This is a genomic window from Bacillus sp. (in: firmicutes) (assembly GCA_017656295.1).
Classification (GTDB): Bacteria; Bacillota; Bacilli; order Bacillales; family JACDOC01; genus JACDOC01.
Genome location: JACDOC010000008.1, coordinates 98,194 through 116,460, shown reverse-complemented (window position 1 = coordinate 116,460; position 18,267 = coordinate 98,194). Strand labels below are relative to the sequence as shown.

22 protein-coding genes are annotated in these 18,267 nt (G+C 38.7%); 6 read left to right on the top strand and 16 right to left on the bottom strand.

Going from position 1 to position 18,267, the window contains the following annotated elements; all coding sequences use genetic code 11:
• Positions 1 to 52 precede the first annotated feature (52 nt).
• Positions 53 to 1,177 carry a GPR endopeptidase gene (locus H0Z31_09175; protein MBO8177611.1) on the bottom strand — a complete coding sequence of 375 codons (1,125 nt, stop codon included), beginning with the start codon at positions 1,175 to 1,177 and terminating at the stop codon, positions 53 to 55.
• Between the two features lie 201 nt (positions 1,178 to 1,378).
• Between H0Z31_09175 and H0Z31_09170 the strand changes: the two genes are divergently transcribed.
• The gene (locus tag H0Z31_09170; protein ID MBO8177610.1) at positions 1,379 to 1,642 is read left to right on the top strand and encodes a 30S ribosomal protein S20; all 264 of its coding nucleotides are present in this window, start codon (positions 1,379 to 1,381) and stop codon (positions 1,640 to 1,642) included.
• Positions 1,643 to 1,889: 247 nt separating this feature from the next.
• Here the strand turns inward: H0Z31_09170 and holA are convergent, their stop codons facing one another.
• Positions 1,890 to 2,945, bottom strand: a complete 1,056-nt coding sequence (holA, locus tag H0Z31_09165) for a DNA polymerase III subunit delta (GenBank protein ID MBO8177609.1) — start codon at positions 2,943 to 2,945, stop codon at positions 1,890 to 1,892.
• Positions 2,946 to 3,198: 253 nt separating this feature from the next.
• On the opposite strand from holA, the gene H0Z31_09160 reads away from it, so the two are divergent.
• A complete protein-coding gene (locus H0Z31_09160) occupies positions 3,199 to 3,333 on the top strand; it encodes a YqzM family protein (GenBank protein MBO8177608.1) in 135 nt (44 codons plus the stop codon).
• A gap of 52 nt (positions 3,334 to 3,385) precedes the next feature.
• Here the strand turns inward: H0Z31_09160 and H0Z31_09155 are convergent, their stop codons facing one another.
• The 3 genes from H0Z31_09155 to H0Z31_09145 all read right to left on the bottom strand — a co-directional run bounded on the left by H0Z31_09155 (position 3,386) and on the right by H0Z31_09145 (position 6,780).
• Positions 3,386 to 5,659, bottom strand: coding sequence for a DNA internalization-related competence protein ComEC/Rec2 (locus tag H0Z31_09155; GenBank protein MBO8177607.1), 2,274 nt, complete (start codon positions 5,657 to 5,659; stop codon positions 3,386 to 3,388).
• Between the two features lie 15 nt (positions 5,660 to 5,674).
• A complete protein-coding gene (locus tag H0Z31_09150) occupies positions 5,675 to 6,142 on the bottom strand; it encodes a ComE operon protein 2 (protein MBO8177606.1) in 468 nt (155 codons plus the stop codon).
• 68 nt (positions 6,143 to 6,210) lie between these two features.
• Entirely contained in the window at positions 6,211 to 6,780 is a 570-nt protein-coding gene (locus tag H0Z31_09145) for a ComEA family DNA-binding protein (protein ID MBO8177605.1), read from the bottom strand.
• An 83-nt stretch (positions 6,781 to 6,863) separates the two neighbouring features.
• On the opposite strand from H0Z31_09145, the gene H0Z31_09140 reads away from it, so the two are divergent.
• Complete coding sequence (locus H0Z31_09140; protein MBO8177604.1) at positions 6,864 to 7,688, top strand: late competence protein ComER; 825 nt, start codon at positions 6,864 to 6,866, stop codon at positions 7,686 to 7,688.
• Between the two features lie 96 nt (positions 7,689 to 7,784).
• Here H0Z31_09140 and H0Z31_09135 read toward each other — a convergent pair whose 3' ends face one another.
• From H0Z31_09135 to H0Z31_09100, 8 genes are read right to left on the bottom strand one after another with little or no spacing between them, the layout of a single operon-like run.
• A complete protein-coding gene (locus tag H0Z31_09135) occupies positions 7,785 to 8,537 on the bottom strand; it encodes a class I SAM-dependent methyltransferase (protein ID MBO8177603.1) in 753 nt (250 codons plus the stop codon).
• Positions 8,534 to 8,893 carry a ribosome silencing factor gene (rsfS, locus tag H0Z31_09130; GenBank protein MBO8177602.1) on the bottom strand — a complete coding sequence of 120 codons (360 nt, stop codon included), beginning with the start codon at positions 8,891 to 8,893 and terminating at the stop codon, positions 8,534 to 8,536. Before rsfS ends, H0Z31_09135 begins: the two co-directional genes overlap by 4 nt.
• A complete protein-coding gene (gene yqeK, locus H0Z31_09125; GenBank protein ID MBO8177601.1) occupies positions 8,890 to 9,462 on the bottom strand; it encodes a bis(5'-nucleosyl)-tetraphosphatase (symmetrical) YqeK in 573 nt (190 codons plus the stop codon). The genes rsfS and yqeK overlap by 4 nt, the downstream gene beginning before the upstream one ends.
• Positions 9,449 to 10,027, bottom strand: coding sequence for a nicotinate-nucleotide adenylyltransferase (locus tag H0Z31_09120; protein ID MBO8177600.1), 579 nt, complete (start codon positions 10,025 to 10,027; stop codon positions 9,449 to 9,451). The genes yqeK and H0Z31_09120 overlap by 14 nt, the downstream gene beginning before the upstream one ends.
• A 14-nt stretch (positions 10,028 to 10,041) precedes the next feature.
• Entirely contained in the window at positions 10,042 to 10,335 is a 294-nt protein-coding gene (yhbY, locus tag H0Z31_09115) for a ribosome assembly RNA-binding protein YhbY (GenBank protein MBO8177599.1), read from the bottom strand.
• A gap of 2 nt (positions 10,336 to 10,337) precedes the next feature.
• Positions 10,338 to 11,171, bottom strand: a complete 834-nt coding sequence (aroE, locus tag H0Z31_09110) for a shikimate dehydrogenase (protein MBO8177598.1) — start codon at positions 11,169 to 11,171, stop codon at positions 10,338 to 10,340.
• A gap of 15 nt (positions 11,172 to 11,186) precedes the next feature.
• Positions 11,187 to 12,308 (bottom strand): ribosome biogenesis GTPase YqeH, encoded by a 1,122-nt coding sequence (gene yqeH / locus H0Z31_09105; protein MBO8177597.1) that lies wholly within the window; start codon positions 12,306 to 12,308, stop codon positions 11,187 to 11,189.
• A complete protein-coding gene (locus tag H0Z31_09100; protein MBO8177596.1) occupies positions 12,290 to 12,811 on the bottom strand; it encodes a YqeG family HAD IIIA-type phosphatase in 522 nt (173 codons plus the stop codon). The genes yqeH and H0Z31_09100 overlap by 19 nt, the downstream gene beginning before the upstream one ends.
• Positions 12,812 to 13,180: 369 nt before the next feature.
• Here H0Z31_09100 and sda point away from each other — a divergent pair, with 369 nt between their 5' ends.
• Positions 13,181 to 13,324 (top strand): sporulation histidine kinase inhibitor Sda, encoded by a 144-nt coding sequence (gene sda / locus H0Z31_09095; protein ID MBO8177595.1) that lies wholly within the window; start codon positions 13,181 to 13,183, stop codon positions 13,322 to 13,324.
• A gap of 118 nt (positions 13,325 to 13,442) precedes the next feature.
• On the opposite strand, the gene H0Z31_09090 is transcribed toward sda, so the two are convergent.
• Positions 13,443 to 14,225 carry a phosphatidylserine decarboxylase gene (locus H0Z31_09090; GenBank protein MBO8177594.1) on the bottom strand — a complete coding sequence of 261 codons (783 nt, stop codon included), beginning with the start codon at positions 14,223 to 14,225 and terminating at the stop codon, positions 13,443 to 13,445.
• Positions 14,226 to 14,341: 116 nt separating this feature from the next.
• Between H0Z31_09090 and pssA the strand changes: the two genes are divergently transcribed.
• On the top strand, positions 14,342 to 14,881 hold the full coding sequence (gene pssA, locus H0Z31_09085; GenBank protein ID MBO8177593.1) for a CDP-diacylglycerol--serine O-phosphatidyltransferase: 540 nt from the start codon (positions 14,342 to 14,344) through the stop codon (positions 14,879 to 14,881).
• A gap of 551 nt (positions 14,882 to 15,432) precedes the next feature.
• Positions 15,433 to 16,161 carry an RNA polymerase sporulation sigma factor SigK gene (gene sigK / locus H0Z31_09080; protein ID MBO8177592.1) on the top strand — a complete coding sequence of 243 codons (729 nt, stop codon included), beginning with the start codon at positions 15,433 to 15,435 and terminating at the stop codon, positions 16,159 to 16,161.
• Positions 16,162 to 16,762: 601 nt separating this feature from the next.
• On the opposite strand, the gene H0Z31_09075 is transcribed toward sigK, so the two are convergent.
• On the bottom strand, positions 16,763 to 16,999 hold the full coding sequence (locus H0Z31_09075; protein ID MBO8177591.1) for a hypothetical protein: 237 nt from the start codon (positions 16,997 to 16,999) through the stop codon (positions 16,763 to 16,765).
• A 131-nt stretch (positions 17,000 to 17,130) separates the two neighbouring features.
• Positions 17,131 to 18,267, bottom strand: coding sequence for a bifunctional cystathionine gamma-lyase/homocysteine desulfhydrase (locus tag H0Z31_09070; protein MBO8177590.1), 1,137 nt, complete (start codon positions 18,265 to 18,267; stop codon positions 17,131 to 17,133).

Sequence of the window (18,267 nt, the reverse complement as noted above, 5' to 3'; positions counted from 1 at the left end):
AACGTATGAATTTAATAGGAAAAGTAGAACGATGAGTTTTGCATTTTGGACGTTACCTTGTTTTAAACCCAGTATTCGCTTGATTCACCGCTTCATGAAGGGCTGCATTTAATCCATTGGCAATAATATTTGCCATATCTTCAATAAACATATCTACCTCTTTCGGTGTTACCATTAAATTGTGACCGATAGGGGCCAATACTTCATGAATTAATTGACGTTTTTCCTCTTCAGTCAATGTGCCAATCATTCCAAGATACGTCTTTCGTTCTTTATCACCAGGTAAATCTTCTTCGGTTAATTTTTGTTTTTTTCCAAACGTCAACCCTGCAGGAGCAAGCGCTCTTGACGGACGGTTTCCTTCTTTCATTTCCCGACCGAAATGTTTTAATAAAAAGTCAATCGTATCACTCGTAATCGTAACAGCATCAACTACCGTTGGAACACCGATCGCAATAACGGGTACTCCTAACGTTTGTTCGCTAAGTTCTTTTCTTTTATTTCCAACCCCTGACCCTGGGTGAATCCCAGTATCCGAAATTTGAATCGTAGCATTTACCCGTTCAAGGGAACGTGATGCTAAGGCGTCGACAGCAATTACAAAATCAGGTTTTACTTTCTCAACAACTCCATGAATTATGTCGCTCGTTTCAATTCCCGTTAAGCCCATGACTCCAGGTGCAATGGCACTCACCGGTCGGTACCCTTCTTGAACAGTTTCAGCATGCAAGCGAAATAAATGATGGGTCACCAATACATTTTCACAGACAAGCGGTCCAAGCGAATCAGGTGTAACGTTCCAGTTTCCAAGACCAACTATTAAACAGTGATCGGTTGGTTTGATTCCTTTACGCTTTAAAAAGGCGGAAAATTCTTGCGCAAAAATGGACTCGACTTTTTGTTGGACTTCGTTATTTTGCTGACGAACCGCTTGGGCTTCTATAGTTAAATAATGGCCCGCCTTTTTCCCGATGCTTTTAGCCCCTTCTTCGGTAATTTCGACATGCGATATGGTGATTCCATCCGTTTCCTTTTCTTTAACGATGACCCCTTGAATATCGGAAATTTGTTCGGTTTTCTCTTCATGTTTGGTTCTTTCAGCTAACACCATTTCCCGGGCTTCCACCGCTAAGTCCGTACGTACCGTATACTGACGAAGATCTTCTTTCTGTGTCATGGTACTTCCCTCCTCATCATGTCATTCACTAGAAATATTGTTACCTTTATCCAATTAAAACATTCACCATACCCTCTTTTTCGTGGAAGAGTATTGCAATCTATTCATTCGTTTGATAGAATAACTTTTGTTCTTAAAATGTTTAGGAATTGTGAAATCGAGTGAAATAGAATCTCGATGGTAGTGTAGGAGGTGAACGGGATGCCAAACATTAAATCTGCAATCAAGCGTGTGAAAACTAGCCAAAAGCGTAACGCTCACAACTCTGCTATGAAATCTGCTATGCGTACTGCTGTGAAAAAATTCGAGGCAGCTGTTGCTAACGGAGACAGCAACGCAAAAGAATTGCTTGCTGCTGCAGTGAAGCACTTAGATAAAGCAGCATCTAGAGGTCTTATCCATAAAAACGCTGCAAACCGTAAAAAAGCTCGCTTAATGAAAAAATTCCATTCTGTAAACGCGTAATGCGAAAAAAAACGATCCATTTTTACGGATCGTTTTTTTATTCATTTCGCTGCAGGCGGACGCTTTCCGCGAGCAAGGTGCAAGCCGCTTCCCTCGCTACGCTCAAGTAAGGGTTTTGCGGCTTCTTGTTCCCGCTGGAATCGCCGCCTTTCGCTTCAATGAACAACTTGCTTAAAATCAACAATAAAATATAACATAGCCTTTTTATAAGTAAAACACACCTGGTAAAACAGGTGTGTTTTACTTTTTAGCCGTTTTGCAATTGAAAGAAAAAGAGCTCAATGGCCAATTCCTTGGCCACATACCCCGATTTGATTCGAAAATCGGCTTCTGCAAGCAAATTCATATACTTCATCAATTCTTCGTCCGAAAAACCTTTTGCTTGTCCTAGTGCTAACTTTACACGAAATGGATGAACCTTTAAATGACTAGCGATCTGTTGTTGGCTATACCCTCTTCGTGCTAACTCTTTCGACTGGTAAATTAACCGAAACTGACTTGCTAATAAGGCGAGTATCTTTAACGGATCTTCATTTTGTTTCAATAAGTCGTAATAGACGGCTAATGCTTGATCGACTTGCCGCTTAATGACTTGGTCAATTAAAGAAAAGACATTTTGTTCTAACGACTTTGAAGCTAACCGTTGCACGACCTCCACCGTAATCGGATGCTGTCCTTTTACGTACAAGCACATTTTGTCAATCTCGCTTGCCAATAAAAGCATATTTGTTCCAGAATAAATAAGGAGCTGTTCGATGGCTTCAGGTTCAATCGTACATTCGTGTTCTTCTGCCCTCAGGCGAATCCAACGTTTCAATTCTTGTTCGTTTAGCTTTTTGGCTTCTAAAACGACGGCATGTTTTTTCAATATTTTCGTAAGTTTTTTCCGTTCATCGAGCTTTTCGTAAGGTGCAGCAATGAATAAAATCGTGTATGGGGCCGGCTGTTGAATATAGGTCTCAAACGGTTTTAATTGGTGCTCTACTTTTCCTTTCCCTTTTTCTCCTGTTAAAAAAAAGGGATGGTTTAATATCACTACTTTTCGTTCGCCGAAAAATGGAAGCGTTTCTGCATCTTCCATAGCAACTTCGACAGGTGTTTCCGAACAATCGTATGTAGAGACGTTCATTTCCACTTCTTCGTCGTTCATTGCATTACGAATTAAACGCTCTTTTGTTTCATTCATAAAAAACATTTCCGTACCGTATACTAAATAAATAGGAGCAAACTGCTTTTTTTTCATGTCATTCCAAACTTCAGTAAACAATGTTCTTCTCCCCACTTTAAAAGAATCTACATCCATCGTAAAAAAACGAACGTTTTTTCGCAAGTATAAAAGGGAATAGCTACGTAAAGAGCCATTCCCTAATCTATATGAACGTTGTTTAATAAGGCCTAGGACACTTATTAAACAACGGTTTCCCTGTATGAAATAGTGTATCTCGGGCGGATAAATATATAGATGTTAACTCTTGTCATCGTAGGAAATTGGGAGAGAGAGTATAGATTTTTTTTAAGGAATCGTCTATACTAAAAAGGAAATAGGAGGGGTAACAGTGAACGAATTTGAAAAAAATGTACAATCTAAACGTAATGACGCTGTCGATTCCGCTGTAGGATTTATCGTATCTTTCGGATTTTTTGCAACGATGTTTATTATCGCCACTGTTGTGAAAGTTTTGGGCTCTTAATGAAAGCAGAAAGGGAGTACGTTAGTTACTCCCTTTTTTCTTTTGGTTTATCTTATGGAATCATAACCGAAAACGTTCCTGGACCTTGCAGGTAAAATCGATACGTTATTGCACCATGTATATCCGTTCTCCAAACGGTGTTGCTATACATTTGTAACCGATGTAGAACCGACATATGCGGATGACCATATCGATTATTTTTTCCAACCAATATGATGGAAACGTTTGGTTTAATATCCCTTAGAAACGCTTCACTTGATGATGTATTGCTTCCATGATGCCCCACTTTTAATACATCAACTTGGAAATTCCATTCTTTTAGCAACGCTTCCTCCCCTTCTTGCTCTAAATCTCCGGTAAACAGCCATGTTTGCCCACCAACTAGGGCGTACAAGACGATCGAATCATTATTCCCACTATACTTCGAATCCATTGGGGATAATACAAAAAAATCTCCATATTTGGTGGACCAGCGAAATCCCTTTTGCACTTCTTGAACAGAAATCCCTTTCGCGATGGCTACGTTCACTGCGTGAGCCATCGCCTCTTTTTTTGCTGCTCCTGGACTGATTAATATTTCTTCAACGTCCAACTCCTGTATCATAACGCGGGCTTCCCCTATATGGTCATAATCGCTATGAGTCAAAATGAGCTTATCTATAGACGTAATCCCTTTGCTTTTTAAAAACGGAAGGACGATATCGGTTCCGATCGAGAAAGGATCCTTTTGTTGACGCCACTCTTCTTTTGGAAAAGAAAAAGATCCACCCGTATCAATGACATACGTCCCCGACTGAAAAGGTAAGCGTATCACGATGCAATCACCTTGACCAACATCTAAAAAGACAATTTCCCCTAACGGATTCCACTTTGGAGCTATGAAAGAATACAGACTGATGATGAACAAAGGAACGACACTTAACCACCATCTTTCGGTTTTCTCCATCCAATAAAACGTAAATATGAGGATGAAGAACAAAAACATGAGGATGACTGATGAAGGACGTCCTGTGACGATTTGGTGCCAGTCCCACTCAACACAAGCATTAACGATTTCATTCATGATTACAAATAACGGTTCCATTTGTTGTAACAGAAAGACTATCAATGTTGGAAAGAGAAATGATAGTAAAAAACTGGTGAGAAAGATAGGTAAAACGATAAACGTGTAGTATGGAACATAGATTAGGTTTAGTAATGGGCTAATAGCAGAAATTTCGTAAAAATGGTAGAGCAAAATGGGGGATGCACCTGTTTGAGCAAGAATGGATGGGAACAAGATGGACATCCAAAATGAAGTAGCAACTTTTTGGATTAAGCGAATTGAGAGGAGCAAAATGAACGTCACTCCATACGATAATTGAAAACCGATGTGAAAGAGAACATGTGGTTCAATTAAAAGGCTGATAATAAAACTTATACTACATCCATCAAGTGGTGATAGTCGCCTATTGAATCGTATGGAAAGCAAAATGGTAATAGTCATAATAACAGCTCGGAGCACAGATGGAGACCCTCCAGCGAGCACAGCATAAATAGGGAGAAAGCCAATGAGGAGATAAGTCGTCCTTTCTTTTGTCCAACCTATTCGGACGAATATATAAAAGAGGCTCACAGTTAAAATACCTACATGCAAACCAGAAATAGCTAATAGATGAATAAGCCCTAGTTCTTGATACGCTTGTTCGAGATAAGGTGAAAGTTGATCTCTTTCACCAAAGATAAGAGCAAGTGCAATGGGGACCAAGTTCTCGGGAAAGGTTGACTGAATATGTTCCATTCCTTTCCAACGCCATTTTTTTAAAAAGTGACCCGATGAATCTTCACAGGTATAAAAAGAAGACACTTGTAACGTCCAATATATATGCCGTTGCTTTAAATATTTAGGAAAATGAAAAGTATTTGGGTTTCTAGGAGGCATAGGTTTTTCTAATGATCCTTCGACCACACAGGTAACAAAAGGGGAAAACTGTTCTTTTTCTTCTTTTGAGGAAAACGTATAAGTAAGCCATAACCGTTCTTCGTTTTCAGTTTTTACTATCCCTGACAATCGATCTCCGTCAATTGTGTATTCGTCTTCTATTTCGATGCGGAAAGTCGATTCCACCCCAGATAATTTGGTGGATTGAGCCGAATCGTGCCATTTACTATAGAGAAAAAAGGTAGTGGTAAAAAGTAAGCAGTAGATCCAAATGGTAGGTGAGCATTTATAAAGGAGGTAAAGGAAAAGGAGTCCTGAATAAAGAAAGGCACCCCAATGAAATGGAAGTGCCAGCACACATCCAGCTAAGCTAGCGAAAGCAAAAAACAACCATAATCCTTTCATCGTTGCTCCCGCTCCTTACCCATTCAATTGGGTAATCATTGAGTGAAAAATATCTTTTTTTAAAGGAACGTGTTGAACAATAACTCCTGCTTGTTCAAATAATTCAATGGCATACGGATTATTTTTATAATCATTTGCATAGTAAACCGCTTTAATACCTGCTTGAATAATCGCTTTACTGCATGGTAAACACGGAAAATGAGTAACGTACATTTCGGCACCTTCCGTCGGTACCCCAAATTTGGCACATTGTAAAATGGCGTTCATTTCAGCGTGAATGGTTCGAACGCAATGGTTGTCAACCACATAACACCCCACGTCGATACAATGTTCTCCACCTGCAATGGAACCATTATATCCCCCAGCAATAATTCGTTTTTCGCGAACAATGGTGGCTCCGACCGCTAACCGAGTACAAGTACTTCTCATGGCTAAAAGATGGCTTTGAGCCATGAAATATTGATCCCAAGAAATCCTCTCCATGTTCAATCTCCTTATCCGTTTTTTTCTTTTTTTAGTGTATCCTTTGTCTTTTCCTCCGTCAAACACACTTAAGGAGCGGTAATTAATTCCTTAATTTGTTCAAAGGTTTGTTCACCAATGCCTGAAATATTTTTAATCTCATCAATGGAACGAAAAGGACCATGCTCTTCGCGATAAGCAATAATCGCTTCAGCTTTTTTTGCACCGATTCCCGGGAGTTGGGTTAATTGGGACGCATCAGCAAAATTCAAATTAATTTTTCTGTTACTGCTCTCTTGACTCTCCATACTGCCCCATATAGTTGGAACGTTGATAACCATTTCATCTGTCACTCTTAACGCCAAATTGACCTTTGACACATCCGCATCTTCTGTCATTCCACCCGCTCGTTCAATGACATGAAAGACTCGCTCTCCCTCATTTGCTTCATATACACCAGGCGAATGGACAGCACCTTTCACATCGACCATGAACACGTTTACTCCGGATGACTCCGGCTTTAGTTTGTTTTCTTCTAGTATCGTCTCCATCTCAGGGGGAACATGATGAAACTGTTTCCATCCAATACTTATCAAGACAAAAAGGACAACGACAACCGAGACGATTTTCACATATTTCTTGTTCCAGTGCCTTTCCATGATTTTCATCACCTCGAAAGCATAATTTGTCAATTTGATACATATGTTGTTATGAGAAGAACCGCATTGAAGGAGGGATGCAGATGAAAATAGGAATCATTGGTACAGGGACTATGGGCAGTATTTTGGTGGAATCATTCGTGGATGGAAAAGTCATTTCTCCTTCGCAACTGCTTCTTTACAATCGAACTGAGGAAAAAGCGCGTGCGCTTCAACACCGTATACCTGAAGTGAACGTTTGCCCTTCCAATAAAGAACTCATTCAACAAAGCGATTTAATTTTTATTTGTGTTAAACCACCTGATATTTGTCCATTATTGGAAAAGTATCAATCCCAATTTCGAAGGGACCAATGCGTCGTATCCATCACTAGTCCTGTTAGTGTCAGTCAACTAGAAGCGAAAATACCTTGTTCGTGTGCCCGGGTCGTTCCGAGTATTACGAATCGGGCTTTAGCCGGTGTATCATTAGTCACATTTGGTGAAAATTGTTCTACCTTTTGGCGGGAAACTTTACTCGAATTGCTCTCGCATATTTCTATCCCATTCTTAATTGACCAACATATCACAAGAGTGTCTTCAGACATTGTTAGTTGTGGGCCGGCTTTCTTTAGTTTTTTACTACAGCAATTTGTGGAAGCTTCGGTAAAAGAAACGGCTATTGATCGAGAAACAGCAGTTCAACTAGCGGAGCATATGGTCGTTGGTCTAGGGGAATTGATAAAAAAAGGGTATTATTCTTTACCTACATTACAGGAAAAGGTATGTGTGAAAGGCGGTGTGACTGGGGAAGGTATAAAAGTTCTTGCAAAAGACAGTGAAGGAATGTTTGAACGTCTTTTTCAAGTCACTCATAAAAAATTTGAGGAAGATCTCGAATTGGTACAAAACCAGTTCGGCTGTTTATAACTATTCGACATGTTATTCTCTATTCCTTCTTCATTAATGATATTTCTTAAAAATCATTAACGATTGAAAAAAACACCGAACCATTGTTGTTCGGTGTTACCTTTCTTTCTTTTGACAGATAAAAAATACTCGTTCGGTCGTGTCAGAAACTGGTTCAAACGATTCGTCAGCAACAATCGCTTCGATATGAAATCCCGCATGCTCCAACCATTTTTCATAGGTTAATGTCGAAAACGTTCGCTGTACGTGCACTTCATCAAACCGTTCGTATAACCCAGTGGCTTCATCTAGCACAAAAAAAGTTAACTCATGTTCAACACTGTTAGGGGCTTCACCAGGGAAACAATTCCAAATATACGATATTTTATCTCCGTTCCATGTAAACGATTCGTTCATAAAAATTTGCATAATTTTATAAATCGAATGAACGTCAAAAATAAACCATCCGTTCAGTTTTAAATGGCGATAGACATGTTGGAACGTTTGTTGCACATCTTGTTCGGTCGCTAAATAATTTATCGAATCGCAAAAAATTGTTATCACATCATACGTTCCTAATCCGTCCAGTTCTCGCATATCTTGCTGAAAAAGCGGTAACGTTATACCGAATTTTGCTGCTTTTTCCTGGGCTACGATGAGCATATCCTCCGATAAATCTACTCCAGTGACGTTCCAACCTTCTTTGACTAGACGAATGGCTAACTCCCCACTGCCACACCCTACATCTAATAAATCCCGTCCGGGTATGTCGTACCGTTGTGTTACTTGTTGGACAAGCTTTACCCATTGATCGTACGGAACGTCTTTCATCAATTCGTCATATATATAGGCAAAACGTCGATAGGTCATAAGTTCAGCTCACTTTTCACATCTTCAATAGGAGCATCTCCCCATAAACGTTCAAGGTTGTAATAACCTCGCTCATCTTTATGGAAGACATGAACAACCACATCTCCTATGTCCACTAATACCCATTTTGCTTCATCGAATCCTTCTAGCCGTTTAACGGTATATCCTTTTTCTTCCACTTTGTCTTTTATTTCTCTTGCAATGGCTTGAACTTGTTTATCTGAATTTCCGTGACAAATGACGAAATAATCCGTTAACAAGGAAATGCCTTTCATATTCAGTACGACGATATCTTCCGCTTTTTTATCATCCGCTGCATTCACTGCTGTTAACAATAATTGTCGGTCGTTTTTCATTTCGTATCCCCTTTCTTCATGATGATATCATTATACGTTTCAAACGTATCGGGAAAAATCGGCTGATTTTGCCGCATTAAAAACGTAATCGTATTTCGAAGAGCGAAAATCATTGCTTCATCTAAATTATGACGAGCGATTTCCCTAGCCTCTTCCACTCCTGGGAAACGTCGCCCCGGCTCAATATAATCTGCTAAATAAACGACTTTTTCAAGTAACGTCATGCCTACCCGACCAGTTGTATGGTAGCGGATAGCCGACAATACTTCTTCATCCGTGATCCCTACTTCCTGTTGAACTAAATAAGCTCCAACGGGAGCATGCCACAATTCATGATGAAACTGAAGTAAGCGAGCATCCATCTGTTGGTTAATAATTATTTGTTTCATTTCCTCTTTATTGCGAAATTTTGCATAGTCGTGAAAAATGGCTGCTAGTTCCGCTTTTTTCACATCCGCACCATACCGTTCAGCTAATTGTATTGCTGTTTCCATCACACCGAGAGTATGTTCGTATCGTTTTTCAGTTAGTTGCTCTTTCACAATGGATAGCGCCTTATTTCGCTCCATACAACCGATGCTCCTTTATATACTGGTTTACTTCGTCAGGCAAAAAATATTTTACCGTTTGACCGTGTCGAAGTCGGTTACGTATTTCTGACGAAGAAATTCCGATTTCAGGTATTTCAATGGTGATAAGGGGATAAGGACACCTTGAAGAGGAATAGTTTGGTCGATTAACACCAACAAATTGAACTAATGAAACTAATTCCTCGATGCGATGCCATTGGGTTAAATGTTCAACCGAATCCCCTCCAATAATGAAATAAAAGTCGTTTTCCGGTTCTCGTTCTTTCAGTTGAACGATTGTATCATAGGTATACGACTTGCCACCCCGTTCTATTTCCAATAATTCTAAAGAAAATTGAGGATGGTGTTTAATGGCAAGCTGTACCATTTGTACTCGTTGTTCATTCGTCACACCATTAGCTTTTTCTTTATGAGGGGGCGTATGGTTAGGCATAAACCGTACTTCGTGCAACTTTAAGTGATTTAGCACTTCATTGGCTACGATTAAATGCCCAATATGAGGGGGGTCAAATGTTCCGCCAAATATGCCAATTCGCTTACTCATTGTATTTCCTTTCATCATGTTGGTAATTCGATTTGTTTATTTTCTTTTGACTCTTTATATAAAACGATCGTATTACCGATAACTTGAACTAATTCAGCTTGTGCCCCTAGAGCTAATTCATGAGCTACATCATGCTTATCTTCTTCGCAGTTTTGTAGGACGCTTACTTTAATTAATTCCCGAGCTTCTAACGCATCGGCGATTTGTTTTATCATATTTTCATTTACTCCACCTTTCCCTACTTGAAAAATGGGATTTAAATGGTGGGCTTTAGAACGTAAAAAACGCTTCTGTTTACCTGTTAACATGTTCATCCTCCTAATTGTTGAATCACGATTGATTTCATACGTTCAATGTTTGGTATTTTTCCTGTCCATAACTGAAAGGCAAGTGCTCCCTGATAAACAAACATCCCGACACCATTTTGAGTGGCCAATCCATTTTTCGCCCCTTCTTGTAAAAACTTCGTTTGCAACGGATTGTAGACAATATCAGATAAAAACGTTTGTTTGGTTACCCGCTCTAAGGATATAGGAAGTGCATCCTGTTGCGGATACATCCCGATGGATGTCGTTTGGACAATCACTGTGTAGTCCGCTAAGTGCTTTTCTGCTTCATGAATCGAATAAGCGGATGATTGCACCGGAAACGGACAGGCCATAATAAGTTTTTCCGCTTTTTCAATCGTCCGGTTCGCCAAATCGATTTGGAGAGGTCGTTCCTTTGCTAAAGTGTAATAAATCGCCCGGGCAGCGCCACCTGCTCCGATAATTAAAATTTTTTCATTCGTTAATTCTGAACGATAATCTTCTTTTAATGCTTGAACAAATCCAACTCCATCCGTGTTGTACCCAACAAAACGTTCTCCATCCCGAACAACGGTATTGACTGCCCCAATCGCTTCTGCTAAAGGATCAATATCGTCCAAAAAATTCATAATTGCAGTTTTGTGCGGAATCGTTACATTGAAGCCTTGAACGCCTAATGCTTTCATGCCCATGACGGCTTCTTTTAAATGTTCTTTTTTCACATGAAAAGGATGATAATACGCATCCAACCCCATCTGTTGAAACTGATCATTGTGCATGAGCGGAGACATGGAATGACGAATGGGATCGCCAATGACTCCGTACAATAATGTCAACTGAACCACCTCTCCCTAAATTAAGGAACGTCTTACCATCACACTAACGCCTTTTGGTACATAAGCAGCCACTTTCGCCCCTGGTTGATTTATAGTAACCCAACCAAGACCGGAAAAGACAATATCTGTTTTTGCTTCTTTAATGGTAAATTCAAACCGTTCGAATGTTGGAACCGAATCCATATATTCTTTTCGCGGTGGTTGTAATAGCTCGCCTTTATGTTTTTCATACAATGCATCGGCATTTTCAAGCTTTGTTCGGTGGATATGTAATTCGTTCGATAAGTAACAAACAAACGGTTGCCGTTCTCCTTGAATGAAGTCAAAACGGGCCAAACCACCGAAAAATAACGTTTGCTTAGGATTTAACTGAAAAATTTTCGGTTTGATTTCTTTTTTCGGCGTAATAACTTTCAAATCTTTTTTATCAACGAAATGAGCCATTTGATGATGATTAATGATTCCTGGTGTATCAATTAACGCTTTTCCATCATCAAGCGGAATTTTAATCATATCCAACGTCGTTCCTGGGAAATGAGAAGTCGTAATCAAATCCTGCTCTCCTGTAATTTCTTTAATAATCCGATTAATGAATGTAGATTTTCCAACATTCGTACACCCAACGATATAAACATCTTGGCCATTTCGATATTGTTCAATAGTATGAATGGCTTCTTTAATCCCATGTCCTTTAGAGGCACTAACGAGTAATACATCCACTGGTTTTAAACCAAGCTGTTTCGCCTGATATTTCATCCAGTTGATCAACTTCGTATGTTTCACCGATTTCGGTAGTAAATCTGCTTTATTTCCAACTAATAAAATCGGATTTTTTCCGACAAAACGATGAAGGCCAGTTAACCAACTTCCATTAAAATCAAAAATGTCAACGATTTTAACAACCAGACCATTGGATTGACCAATTTCATTTAAAATTTTCAAAAAGTCATCATCCGTTAATGACACATCTTGGACTTCATTATAATGCTTCAAGCGAAAACATCGTTGACATAAAATTGGATCTCTTTCTAAAGCAGATGGTGGGGTATACCCTAATTCTTCTTCATGTTCCGTTTGAATTTGAACCCCACATCCGATACACGTCAATAGTTCCTCTTTCACACTTCTTCCTCCCATTGAATCTTTCCTCTTTTTCTAAAAAAGTTCATTATTTGGCGTTCGATTTTTCGATTCACTTTTGTCCACGTTCCATCTGTTTTGGAAACGGGAACGACTAAAATTGTATAAAATCCACTCAAATTACCACCTAAAACGTCCGTTAACAACTGGTCACCGATAACGACCACTTCTTCTTTTTTTAACTTCATAATGGCTAATGCTTTGCGGAATGCTTGTCTCATCGGCTTTCGTGCCTGAAAAATAAATGGAATATGAAGTGGCTCTGCAAAAGCCTTCACACGTTTTTCATTATTGTTTGACACAATGGTGACAGCAATACCTGCTTCTTTCATGGCGTCGAACCATTTGATTAATTCCGGAGTAGCCTCCGGTCGATCCCATTCAACTAGCGTATTATCTAAGTCGGTAATAATTCCTTTAATTCCCCGATCTTTTAAATCCTCTGGTGTTATATGAAAAATACTCTTCACATATTCATTCGGAAGAAATTGTTTAAGCACAACTTGACACCTCAATATTTTACAATGTTTTTGAAAAAATTCACGTCATATTCAGTAATTATTCGGCAGTTTCAACATAACCATAATTGTATTACAACCGTCAACTAAAAGAAAAATAAAAATTTTTCGACAAACCCCACAACGTTCCCAACTTGTGGATAATTTTATTCACAATGCACACAAGGATAAACGGGATTATTTTCTATTTATTAACAACTTAACCACAATTTATCCACGATTCCTTGTGGATAACGGAACGCTTGTTCTCTATTCGATCTTTTGATAGAGTTAAGATACAGTAAGGCAATCATATAGTATATGTACTTAACAAACGTTTGAGAATATTTATTTTGGAGGTGAGCGACAACTATGAAACATTTGTCAGATGAATTACTCATTGAAGCTTATTTTAAAGCAAGAGCCTTAAAGTTAAGTCCAGATTTTATTCAATTAATTGAAAAAGAAATACATCGTCGCTCGTTGTCCCACAAAATTATGGCAACTTCTTCATAATTGACTCAAAAAAGTAGTATCAAATCCACTCTCCCTATTTCCGTCCCATTCTAATTTCTTTCCTAATAAGCAATTTGTAATGGAAATCCCTGCGATCTACGCAGGGATGTTTATTTTTCTAACTTATTATTGTACCAATTTTTTGTCCAACCTTCACATCCATAGGGACGTTAATCTCAGAACTTAGTTGGAACGTTTCTTCGTTAAACAGTAAAATAACTGTTGACCCAAATGAAAAATAGGCGATTTCCTCCCCTTTTTCCCACCGTTTATTTGGGTTGCTAATATGGATGGAGTTAACAAACATCGCTCCTACTTTTACAATGGCGATGCTTCCTTGGGAATGCTTTAATTCGGTAATCCGACGATAATTTTTTGATAATGGCGATTTCCCATATTTTAGACCATATTTATTCACTGGATAGGATAATCCCCCTAGACTCCATTGTTCCATTACATCTCCTGTGAAAGGACTATGTATCCGATGGTAATGACCAGGACTTAGATAAAAAATGATATACGTTCCACCACGATAGCGTTCTGCTATTTCCTCACTGCCGAGCATTTCATTAATGGAATACGTTTTTCCTTTCACAAAGATTTCTTTGGTTGGGGTAACCTTTCCTACATCTACAATCACCGCATCTACGGGACTAACAACACTCATCGGTTCCGATGAAATGGGCCTAGTTCCCTTTTTTAGCTTCCGGACAAAAAACTGATGTAACGTTTTATATTCATCCATACTCTTTTCCATTTCTACCGCATTTATTCGATAATAGCGTGCAAACGAACGGATGAAACCTTTGCTCATTCTGGAACGTGTAAATTTATACAATCCGTATGAAACAAAGCGCTGGTTTGTTAGTTCGATAAAACTACGATATATCCATTTTTTCAATAATGTTCCCTCCAAAGATTCAAGAAAAATGTACCTTAACTAAAAGGAATTTCCGTCATATAATTAAATATTATATAATAAAATTATAAGGCTCTTTTAGAAAAGAGGTGGGGTAATTGTTTTTTTCGGAAGTTGTTGATCATACAATCAAAAAGCTAAAATCCCAAACAGCCAATGTATTGACGCTTTTCAATTTATGTTTGGGTTGTTTTGCAATTATTGTAGGGCTAAACGGTAATTTAAATTTAAGTACCATTCTCATTTTTTTAGCGGCATTAGCTGACCGTTTTGATGGTCGTGTTGCCCGAAAGCTGCAAATTGAATCGGAACTCGGAAAGCAGTTAGATTCGATGTGCGATATAATTTCGTTCGGTGTCGCGCCCGCTCTCTTATTATATCAAGGAGTGCTCGCCGAATTCGGATTTCCTGGCGTATTTTTCACTATTTTTTATATCGGGTGTGGAGCCTTTCGTCTAGCCCGTTTTAACATTACGGAGCAAAATGGCTATTTTACCGGCCTTCCTATTACTGCTGCAGGTTGTCTCCTAACATTAACGTACTTAATCATCCCTTATATTCCGCCTCAAATGATTCTATTCATCTCCATCGTGTTATCATTTTTAATGATTAGTACTTTTAAACTAAAAAAAATGTAGAGGGAACGCTTCTGGGCGTCCCCTCGTACCTTCCTTATATTTTTACCAATTCCAGTTAAATCGACCAAAACCGAAAATAAGCAGCAAAATGAGTAATACAACTACCAAAGCAAAGTACCATCCTCCATAACCATACCTATAACCATACCTATAACCATAACAAGGATACGGATATGGATAAGGATAACAACCAGGGCCGTATGGATAACGCATGAATGTTCCCCCTTTATTAACGTGTTATTTATATCGTATGTATGTACCTTTTTATTCGTTTAGGCTTTTCTCACAGGTTCCGTTCATGAAATTAATATAGAAGGTGATAGATGGTTGAAAGTTGTTATTTTATGTCGGATATGTAACGGTGCAGGAAAGATAAAAAAATACTTCCTTTTTCGAACCGTTTGTCAAAAATGCCATGGAACAGGAAAACGAATAATCAGGTTGAAAGATCATCGCAAGGAGATTCCCCCTTTTTCTTAAGGACTAGCAAAATACTATTTTCTTGTCATACATATGAATTATAGGCAAAAGTCCTCATGGGGGGTGAAGACGTGGCCGGTTTCTTTACAGCCATAGGCTTATTTATGAAAGAGCTTGTATTTTTAGTATCCTACGTCAAAAATAATGCCTTTCCTCAGCCGTTGTCCTCAGAAGAAGAAAGAAGGTATTTAAAGAGAATGGCAAAAGGCGATGAAGAAGCACGAAACATTTTAATCGAGCATAATTTACGCTTAGTCGCTCATATCGTAAAAAAGTTTGAAAATACAGGAGAAGATACGGAAGATTTAATTTCCATTGGTACGATTGGATTGATCAAAGCGATAGAAAGCTTTTCTGAAGGCCGTGGAACAAAACTAGCAACCTATGCAGCTAGGTGTATTGAAAACGAAATTCTCATGCATTTACGTGCCTTGAAGAAAACGAAAAAAGATGTCTCCTTACACGACCCAATCGGTCAAGACAAAGAAGGAAATGAAATATCATTAATTGACGTCCTGAAATCCGATTCCGAAGACGTGATCGATACGATTCAATTAAATATGGAACTGGAAAAAATGAAGGAATATATTGACGTACTTGATGAGCGGGAAAAAGAAGTCATTATCGGCCGGTTTGGCTTGGATTTACAAAAAGAAAAAACACAACGCGAAATTGCAAAAGAGCTCGGAATTTCCCGCAGTTATGTGTCGAGAATTGAAAAGCGAGCATTAATGAAAATGTTTCATGAGTTCTACCGTACTGAAAAAGAGCGCAAAAACCAAAATAACAGTGATTCGTAAAGTCCTTCGACGAAGAAGGGCTTTTTTTAGTAGGATTTTTTTAAACTACTTACCAATTTTAACAATTTTCTTATCACAAAATGTCCTAAACAAAAAAACTACCTTGTACGGCAGCGAAAGAGGGGGTAATGTATAGCTTGGATAATCGATTTAATTTGTTTCGATTTCAGCGCTTACTTCGGCAGTAATGACTAAACCGATGGTGGTACAAAGCACTAAACCGATTACGATGGCAAACATTTTATTCACTCCTTTGATTGGAAATCACCATCTATTTATAAGATAGCATGATTTGCTTGAAGCGACATTGTGAAAAAGTGAACATTCGACAACGATTTTGTGGCAAGGTTGTGAACATTTCATAAATTGGACATAGAGGAATGATTCTGGCACATAAAAGTTCTATTTTGGCACATAAGTGTATCGATTTAGAACTAAAGATTACAAAATGGCAGTACCACCGTATTGGGGCTCATAGAATCGACATTCAACTGGGTATTAACCGGACCTTATAGCATTATGAACATATCAATCTAGCTCAGTTAGAAAAAGTTCCCACCGTCAATAAAAAACATACAACGCCACCTCCTGACGTTGTATGCTACTCCTCTAAATGTTGAAGTTGTTTTTTACATTTTAACGAGTAGTTAAAACAACAACCCGATAAGGAAATTATTAAAAATGTGCCACTCATGAGCCAAATGTCATCGCCAGTCGTTTTTCCTTCCATTGGAATGACGACTCCTAAATAAAGGAACACGCTTAAAGCTAATAAAATGTATCCGAATCGTTGAAAATCAATCATTTTTTCTTTTAATTGTTTAACTTTTGTTTCCATCCGATCACCTATCTTTCTTGTATCCTCTTATTCTACTTTATCATAGTTCCCTCCTATTTTTTGTAAGTAAATAACGGTAATTTTAGCATAAAAAACCCCTCGATGAACAAACATCGAGGGGTTTTTTCGTTTTATACTTCAAGAGCTTGTTTTAAATCTTCGATTAAATCTTCTACATCTTCTAATCCTACGGAGATACGAATTAATCCGTCGGTAATACCAAGTTCTTCGCGGCGTTCTTTCGGAATAGAAGCATGGGTCATTTTTGCAGGAACAGAAATTAAGCTTTCAACAGCTCCAAGACTTTCTGCCAACGTAAAAAATTTCACTTTATTTAATACCTGATCTGCTTTTTCCGCTGAGCCGACATCGAAGGAAACCATGCCGCCAAAGCCGCGCGCTTGCTCTTTCGCAATATGATGGTTTGGATGTGTCGCTAATCCAGGATAATAAATTTTAGTCACGGCTGGATGTTCGCTTAAAAATTCCACAATTTTTTGCGTATTGGCCTCATGTTCTTCCATGCGTACACCTAATGTTTTGATACCACGCATCAGTAACCATGAATCTTGTGGACCAAGAACGCCACCGGTTGAATTTTGAATAAAATGAAGATCCTCTCCTAGTTTTTCATTGTTAACGACAACTAAGCCTGCGACCACATCACTGTGACCACCTAAATATTTCGTCGCACTGTGAAGAACAATATCGGCACCTAATGAAATTGGGTTTTGCCAATATGGTGTGCTAAACGTGTTGTCGACAATCGTCAGTAAGCCATGTTGTTTTGCAAGGCGTGCCGCTGCTTTAATATCCGTAATTTTTAATAATGGGTTGGTTGGTGTTTCCAAATAAATTGCTTTCGTATTTGGACGAATTTCTTTTTCAATATTGGCTAAATCGCTCGTATCTACAAATGTCGATTCAATACCTAAGCGGTTTAATACTTTGGTCATCACACGGAACGTTCCGCCATACACATCGTCTGTTAAAATGACATGGTCTCCGCTATTAAACAACATCATAACAGCTGTAATAGCCGCCATCCCTGAACCGAACGCAAAACCGCGTACGCCACCTTCTAAATCTTTAATTAATTCTTCAAGCGCATGTCTAGTTGGGTTCCCCGTACGAGAATATTCGAATCCTTTATGGCCGCCTACACCTTCTTGTTTATAAGTACTTACTTGATAAATTGGAACAGAAACCGCTCCCGTATGCGGATCTCCAGAAATTCCACCGTGGATTAATTTTGTTTTTGGACGCAT

Coding starts and splice junctions, on each gene's coding strand:
- H0Z31_09175 (MBO8177611.1), bottom strand. CDS start 1,177: ATGACACAGAAAGAAGATCTTCGTCAGTATACGGTACGTACGGACTTA.
- H0Z31_09170 (MBO8177610.1), top strand. CDS start 1,379: ATGCCAAACATTAAATCTGCAATCAAGCGTGTGAAAACTAGCCAAAAG.
- holA (MBO8177609.1), bottom strand. CDS start 2,945: ATGGATGTAGATTCTTTTAAAGTGGGGAGAAGAACATTGTTTACTGAA.
- H0Z31_09155 (MBO8177607.1), bottom strand. CDS start 5,659: ATGAAAGGATTATGGTTGTTTTTTGCTTTCGCTAGCTTAGCTGGATGT.
- H0Z31_09150 (MBO8177606.1), bottom strand. CDS start 6,142: ATGGAGAGGATTTCTTGGGATCAATATTTCATGGCTCAAAGCCATCTT.
- H0Z31_09145 (MBO8177605.1), bottom strand. CDS start 6,780: ATGGAAAGGCACTGGAACAAGAAATATGTGAAAATCGTCTCGGTTGTC.
- H0Z31_09140 (MBO8177604.1), top strand. CDS start 6,864: ATGAAAATAGGAATCATTGGTACAGGGACTATGGGCAGTATTTTGGTG.
- H0Z31_09135 (MBO8177603.1), bottom strand. CDS start 8,537: ATGACCTATCGACGTTTTGCCTATATATATGACGAATTGATGAAAGAC.
- rsfS (MBO8177602.1), bottom strand. CDS start 8,893: ATGAAAAACGACCGACAATTATTGTTAACAGCAGTGAATGCAGCGGAT.
- yqeK (MBO8177601.1), bottom strand. CDS start 9,462: ATGGAGCGAAATAAGGCGCTATCCATTGTGAAAGAGCAACTAACTGAA.
- H0Z31_09120 (MBO8177600.1), bottom strand. CDS start 10,027: ATGAGTAAGCGAATTGGCATATTTGGCGGAACATTTGACCCCCCTCAT.
- yhbY (MBO8177599.1), bottom strand. CDS start 10,335: ATGTTAACAGGTAAACAGAAGCGTTTTTTACGTTCTAAAGCCCACCAT.
- yqeH (MBO8177597.1), bottom strand. CDS start 12,308: ATGGGAGGAAGAAGTGTGAAAGAGGAACTATTGACGTGTATCGGATGT.
- sda (MBO8177595.1), top strand. CDS start 13,181: ATGAAACATTTGTCAGATGAATTACTCATTGAAGCTTATTTTAAAGCA.
- H0Z31_09075 (MBO8177591.1), bottom strand. CDS start 16,999: ATGGAAACAAAAGTTAAACAATTAAAAGAAAAAATGATTGATTTTCAA.
- H0Z31_09070 (MBO8177590.1), bottom strand. CDS start 18,267: ATGCGTCCAAAAACAAAATTAATCCACGGTGGAATTTCTGGAGATCCG.